The organism is Zunongwangia endophytica (assembly GCF_030409505.1).
In the GTDB taxonomy this organism is placed as follows: Bacteria; Bacteroidota; Bacteroidia; order Flavobacteriales; family Flavobacteriaceae; genus Zunongwangia; species Zunongwangia endophytica.
This window is the reverse complement of record NZ_JAUFPZ010000002.1, coordinates 1,546,224-1,552,500: the sequence shown is the minus strand read 5'-3', so window position 1 is coordinate 1,552,500 and position 6,277 is coordinate 1,546,224. Positions and strand designations below refer to the sequence as shown.

The window sequence follows — 6,277 nt, the reverse complement described above, 5'->3', positions numbered from 1 at the left end:
TCTAGGATATTCCTGTCCAAAACTTGTCCAGAATTTCTGTCTCAAAATTTTACTTTCCGATTTACTGAACATGAACGATTAAATTAAATAGGCGAGTAAAATGCCTAAAATGATCACTGTAAGTTTAGAGGCATTAAATTTATGATTTTTTGAAGCCTCGAATAATATTGTTGTAGAGATATGAAGAAATATTCCGATTACTGTTGCGTTGATATATGCAGCATACTTTTCTATAAAATCAAATTGTAGTTTTAAAAGGCTACCAAGCGGAGTCATAAGAGCGAATAGTAAAAGAAATAAAATAGCTTTAGTTTTTCCTAATTTCGAATTGAAAAGAAAAATACTTAATATAGCGGCAACAGGTATTTTATGAATTGCCACTCCATATAGTAAATGACTGCTTTCATTTAAAGGAAATCCTTCAAGAAAAGAGTGGATACCCAAGCTTAAAAGTAATAATATTGGGAATTTCTTAGAGTTTGGATCATGGTGCATGTGACCATGTTCTAATCCTTTAGAGATAAATTCCAGTATAATCTGGAATAAAAGACCTAAGAGAATAAAAACACCAATATCTTTACCGCCTTCTTCATATACTTCAGGTAATAGATCAAATACTGTTACAGACAATAAATACGCACCGCTAAAGGATAGTAGAAGTTTGAAACTAGTAGAAGATGAAGGCTTCAGAAATTTAGCAATTAAATAGCCAATTAAAACTGCTACTAACGGTAATATAAAAATCATTAATTGTAATAAGTAAAATTATGAAGCTGGTTAGTCGCTCGTTCTCTTAAATAATTTCAGAAATAATAAAATTTTTAAGCAATTGACTTTGTGCTATTATTTGCTGCGAAAATAGTGTAATTTTGCTGTTCTTTAAAACAAAATTATGGCAGGCAATTTTAAAATGATAGCGAAAACTTTTTTTGGCTTCGAACCTTTATTAGCAAAGGAACTTCTTGATCTTGGAGCTATGGAAGTGAAAGAAGGCAACCGTATTGTTAGTTTTGTAGGAGACAAAGGTTTTATGTATAAAGCGAATTTATGCCTACGCACTGCTATTAAAATCCTGAAACCGTATGCCGGATTTAAAGTTTTTTCTGAAGAAGATTTATATCAAAATATAAAAAATCTGGATTGGGATTCGTTATTGGACGTAGACGGTAGTTTGGCTATAAATGCCACTTTGCATTCTGAAGTTTTTACACACTCAAAATATATCTCTTTAAAGACTAAAGATGCGATTGTAGACCGCTTTCGAGAAAAGTACGGTAGAAGACCAAATATCGATTTAAAATTCCCTGATCTAAAAATAGATATTCATATTGAAAAAACCTGGTGTAACGTTTCGTTAGACACTAGTGGAGAATCTTTACATAAAAGGGGCTATCGAACCGCAACAAATATTGCTCCTATAAACGAAATTCTTGCCGCGGGAATGATTATGAAATCTGGTTGGCACGGTGAATGTAATTTTATGGATCCTATGTGTGGTAGTGGAACTATCCCAGTGGAGGCCGCTATGATTGCTTGTAATATTCCGGCTAATATTAACCGAAAAGAATTTGGTTTTGAACGCTGGAAAGATTGGGATGAAAGTTTATTCGATAAAATTGAAGAATCTTGTTTGAAGAAAGTACGTGACTTTCATTTTCAAATAATAGGTTATGATAAAGCACCATCTGCAGTTGAAAAGGCCAAGGAGAATGTGAAAAACGCAAACTTGTCTGAATTTGTTAAAATAGAACGGACAGATTTTTTTGAAACTGAAAAGCAGACCGATGGTCATTTACACATGGTTTTTAATCCGCCTTATGGGGAACGCTTAGAAGTTAATATTGCTGAATTTTATAAAAGAATAGGGGATACCCTGAAGCAAAGTTATCCAGGAACAGAAGCCTGGTTTATAACTTCAGATACTGAAGCTATGAAAAGTGTGGGATTACGACCGTCCAGAAAAGTGAAAATGTTTAACGGAGGTCTTGAATCTCGCTTTTTGAAATATGAAATTTACGAGGGAAGTAAAAAACACAAAAAACAAGTCTAGTTTTTGGCTTTTTTGAAGATAGGAATTAAATAGGATATGGAATAGCCGTATCCTATTCCGAATTTGCTATCATCAAATGTTCTACCAAAGCCTGGTATGGTGAGATTATCAAAATCTTCTGGTTTACTCTCATTAACGCGGCTTTTTAATTGAACGTTTGCAGATAGAAATAGGTTGTTTAAAACTTCTACTTTAAATCCGGCCATTAATTCTATCCAACCAGTAGTAAGGCCAGAAGTTTCCCCGCGATCTCGCCTAATATCATCATCAAAATAGGTGTTTCTTGTATAGATTCTATATTGTTCTACATCTTGACTGAATGTAGAAAAGCCATAGCGTATACCGGCAAAAACAATATTTTCCATTCCTGCCCAGTTTTCATAAGCATTATAGTTGACCCCTAATTTGATAAAGCTACCGGAAGCCGATACTTCGATTTCATCTTCATTAAACGGTAAAGTTTCATTACCAATTTCAGCAGCAGCATAATAGTTTTTATAAACTCTCATATCCCCTTCAATAAGAAAACCGGTATAATTGTCTTCAAAAAAAGTTCTCGCTAATTTGCTAAGATCGATTCCTATTCTAAGTCCGTATTTTTCTCTGTAGGTGGTATCATTCAGCGTTTCTGGAGTGTTAGTTTCTGAATCTAAGTTCCTTTCCTGAGCAATTAAATTTACTTGGAAGCAAAGGATGCAACAAAGACTAAGAATTGCCGATAGCAAATTATTCTTGCTAGTATGTTTTTTTACTATTCTATTCAAAATATAAATTTAAATGAGCAGTATTAGCATCAGGATCGTTTTCTACATTATTAAAATTATCCGTTACGACATCTTCAACCAAAAGACGCATGCGGCTAATCCATCGACCATCGTCTCCTCCATCGGTAAGGTAAGACATGTTTAGAAAATTTACTTTGAACGAACAGGCGCGGTTAATATATTCTTCTTCGCGACTATAGTTAAAAGTGATAATATCTGTATTGGTATCGTTTTCTTCATTTAGCTCTGGATCGGGATCTCCATTTTCGTCAAAAATCACTCCATTTTGCACAAACTCATATTTAGTACTATCCCTATCTGTTCTTAACGGAATCCTGATACTTTGTCTATTTTCTCTATAATATAATGTATCAATTGTTTCTCTACCTACTTCGCGGATGGTTAGATTTACCGAAGGTCTTGGTTCTAAAGAACTTGAATTTTCATCAAAAAAGTTGATTACTAACATCGGGGTTGTATCTGTGCTCTCTGGACAGATGTCGTCTCGCTGGCATCCCGCAAATAATGCGAATGTAAAAATCCCAATGAGTAAGTAAGAATGTCTAATTTTTAAGTGCATTATTTTCTTTCTAAACAAACCACATTTTCTACGTGAAAAGTTTGCGGAAACATGTCGACAGGGCGAATCTTAGTTACTTTATAATATTCATCTAGTAACGCAAGATCTCTTGCCTGAGTTGCCGAATTACAGCTTACGTAAACTATTTTCTCTGGTAAAATACCGATAATTTGTGCAACAACGTCTTTATGCATTCCGTCACGTGGTGGATCTGTTATAATAACGTCTGGATGGCCATGTTTATTGATAAAATTTGAAGTAAAAACTTTTCTCATATCTCCGGCAAAGAATTCAGTATTGGTGATACCGTTTCTTTCTGCGTTTTCTTTTGCATCTTGTATAGCTTCTGGAACAGCCTCTACACCAATCACTTTTTTTGCTTTTTTAGCAACAAATTGAGCAATAGTCCCTGTGCCTGTGTATAGATCATAAACTAACTCGTCACCTTTTAAATCGGCAAATTCGCGAGTTATTTTATAAAGCTCGTAAGCTTGTGCCGAATTTGTTTGGTAAAAAGACTTTGCATTAATTTTGAATTTGAGACCTTCCATCTCTTCAAAAATATGATCTCTTCCTTTATAGCAAATTACTTCTTGATCATAAATAGTATCATTTCCTTTATTATTAATCACATATTGAAGCGAGGTGATTTCAGGAAATTCTTCAGCTACCCCATTCAGTAATAATTCTCTACTTGCTTTTTCTTCTTCAAAAAACTGAATAAGAACCATAATTTCACCATTGCTGGAAGTTCTAATCATCAATGTGCGTAGAAGTCCGGTTTGTGCTCTGGTATTAAAAAATGGAATGCTATTTTGTGTGGCGAAGATTTTCACAAAATTCCGGATAGCATTGCTGGGATCTTCCTGTAAGTGACATTTTTTGATGTCTAAAATTTTGTCCCACATTCCGGGAATATGGAATCCTAATGCATTCTTATCGTCAAATTCTTTACCACTTTGTATTTCATCCAGCGTTAACCAACGGCTATCACTAAAAGAAAATTCCATTTTATTACGATAAAAATAGATTTCCTTACTTCCTAATATTGGGGTAATCTCTGGAAGTTCTATTTTTCCTAATCGTTGTAAGTTATTGGTAACTTCCTGTTGTTTATATTCTAATTGGTACTTATAATCCATAAACTGCCATTTGCAACCACCACAGGTTCCAAAATGTTGGCAGACAGGCTCTACACGTTTTTCTGAAATTGAATGAAATTTTACGGCAGTACCTTCAAAATAAGACTTTCTTTTCTTAGTAGTTTGTATATCGGCAATATCACCCGGCACTGCGTTATTTACAAATATTACTCGGCCATCTGGCGATTTTGCGATGCTTTTACCTTTAGCCCCAGCATCTACAACTTCCACAGCTTCAAAAAGCTTATTTTTATTCCTTCTTCCCATAGCGCAAAAATAGAATAATTGCAGGATTTATAGTGGATGTCTTTAAAAAATTCATTAAACATTTAGTAAATTGCGGAGACATTAAATGGGTGATTTCTCTCCTAATCTGTAAAACAGAATAAGAAGGAATTGTAAATATTAATGAATAAAATTGAACAAAGAATGTCATTATCTAAAATTAATTCTTCTGAACAGGCAATAGAATTAGAAGAACAGCACGGAGCTCATAATTATCATCCGCTGCCGGCTGTTTTAAGCAAAGGAGAAGGTGTGCATGTTTGGGACGTAGAAGGAAAAAAATATTATGATTTTCTTTCAGCATATTCTGCTGTTAACCAAGGTCACTGTCATCCAAAAATTCTTGAAGCTTTAAATAAGCAGGCAGCTACATTAACTTTAACTTCCAGAGCATTTCACAACGATGTTTTGGGACCTTTTGAAAAGTACGCTACAGAATACTTTGGTTTTGATAAGTTATTACCAATGAATACTGGTGCTGAAGCTGTAGAAACTGCTATTAAATTAGCTAGAAAATGGGCTTACGAGACTAAGGGAGTTAAAGAAACGGAAGCTGAAATAATTGTATGTGAAAACAATTTCCACGGAAGAACAACAACTATAATTTCTTTCTCCAATGATGAAGGAGCCAGAAGAAATTTTGGTCCATATACTCCAGGTTTTCAGAAAATACCTTATGATGATGTCGATGCTTTAGAGCAGGCATTAAAGGAAAATGATAACATCGCCGGATTTTTGGTTGAACCAATTCAGGGAGAAGCAGGAGTTTATGTTCCTTCAGAAGGATATCTAAAGAGAGCTAAAGCGCTTTGTGAAAAGCATAATGTATTATTTATTGCAGATGAAGTACAAACCGGAATAGCTAGAACCGGGCAGTTACTCGCGGTAGATCACGAAGATGTGAAGCCAGATGTACTTATTCTTGGTAAAGCAATTTCTGGAGGTGTGTATCCCGTTTCAGCGGTATTAGCAAATAACAATGTAATGAATGTCATCAAACCAGGACAGCATGGATCTACTTTTGGAGGAAATCCTTTAGCCTGTGCTGTGGCTCATGCAGCACTTGAAGTTATAAAAGACGAAAAGCTTGCGGAAAACGCAGAAAGACTTGGAGGCTTATTCCGTAGATTATTGGATGATTATATAAGAAACTCGAATATTGTTGAGTTAGTAAGAGGTAAAGGTTTACTAAATGCTATTCTTATTAATGATACAGGGGATAGCTCAACAGCTTGGGATATTTGTATGGCTTTAAAAGAAAATGGTTTATTAGCAAAACCTACACATGGTAACATAATTCGTTTTGCCCCACCGTTAGTGATGAATGAAGAACAATTAAAGGATTGCGTGGATATTATTACGAAAACTTTAAAGCAATTTGAGAAATAATTGATGTATTCTTCAAAAAATAAAAATCCCCGGAATTCCGGGGATTTTTATTTACATCAATTTTAAA

The 6,277-nt window shown here is 34.5% G+C and carries 7 protein-coding genes (1 of these 7 running past the window's edge); 2 read left to right on the top strand and 5 right to left on the bottom strand.

Features of this window, described 5'->3' with window-relative positions; genetic code table 11:
• Together QWY91_RS06955 and QWY91_RS06950 are read right to left on the bottom strand one after the other, a co-directional pair.
• Positions 1-45, bottom strand: the beginning of a protein-coding gene (locus QWY91_RS06955; protein ID WP_353958646.1) for a DUF4268 domain-containing protein. 357 nt of this gene lie to the left of the window's left edge; 45 of the gene's 402 nt are visible here — the first part of the coding sequence; the start codon lies at positions 43-45; its stop codon lies off the left edge, out of view.
• 33 nt (positions 46-78) lie between these two features.
• Positions 79-747: a ZIP family metal transporter gene (locus QWY91_RS06950; RefSeq protein ID WP_290232992.1), complete on the bottom strand. Its 669-nt coding sequence runs from the start codon at positions 745-747 to the stop codon at positions 79-81.
• 145 nt (positions 748-892) lie between these two features.
• On the opposite strand from QWY91_RS06950, the gene QWY91_RS06945 reads away from it, so the two are divergent.
• Entirely contained in the window at positions 893-2,050 is a 1,158-nt protein-coding gene (locus QWY91_RS06945; RefSeq protein ID WP_290232990.1) for a THUMP domain-containing class I SAM-dependent RNA methyltransferase, read from the top strand.
• Here the strand turns inward: QWY91_RS06945 and QWY91_RS06940 are convergent.
• From QWY91_RS06940 to rlmD, 3 genes are read right to left on the bottom strand one after another with little or no spacing between them, the layout of a single operon-like run.
• Positions 2,047-2,814 (bottom strand): DUF6048 family protein, encoded by a 768-nt coding sequence (locus QWY91_RS06940; protein WP_290232989.1) that lies wholly within the window; start codon positions 2,812-2,814, stop codon positions 2,047-2,049. The genes QWY91_RS06945 and QWY91_RS06940 overlap by 4 nt on opposite strands.
• A complete protein-coding gene (locus QWY91_RS06935; RefSeq protein ID WP_290232987.1) occupies positions 2,807-3,394 on the bottom strand; it encodes a DUF6452 family protein in 588 nt (195 codons plus the stop codon). The genes QWY91_RS06940 and QWY91_RS06935 overlap by 8 nt, the downstream gene beginning before the upstream one ends.
• Positions 3,394-4,803: a 23S rRNA (uracil(1939)-C(5))-methyltransferase RlmD gene (gene rlmD, locus QWY91_RS06930; RefSeq protein WP_290232986.1), complete on the bottom strand. Its 1,410-nt coding sequence runs from the start codon at positions 4,801-4,803 to the stop codon at positions 3,394-3,396. Before rlmD ends, QWY91_RS06935 begins: the two co-directional genes overlap by 1 nt.
• A 162-nt stretch (positions 4,804-4,965) precedes the next feature.
• Here rlmD and rocD point away from each other — a divergent pair, with 162 nt between their 5' ends.
• Positions 4,966-6,210 (top strand): ornithine--oxo-acid transaminase, encoded by a 1,245-nt coding sequence (gene rocD, locus QWY91_RS06925; protein ID WP_290232984.1) that lies wholly within the window; start codon positions 4,966-4,968, stop codon positions 6,208-6,210.
• Positions 6,211-6,277: the final 67 nt, after the last annotated feature.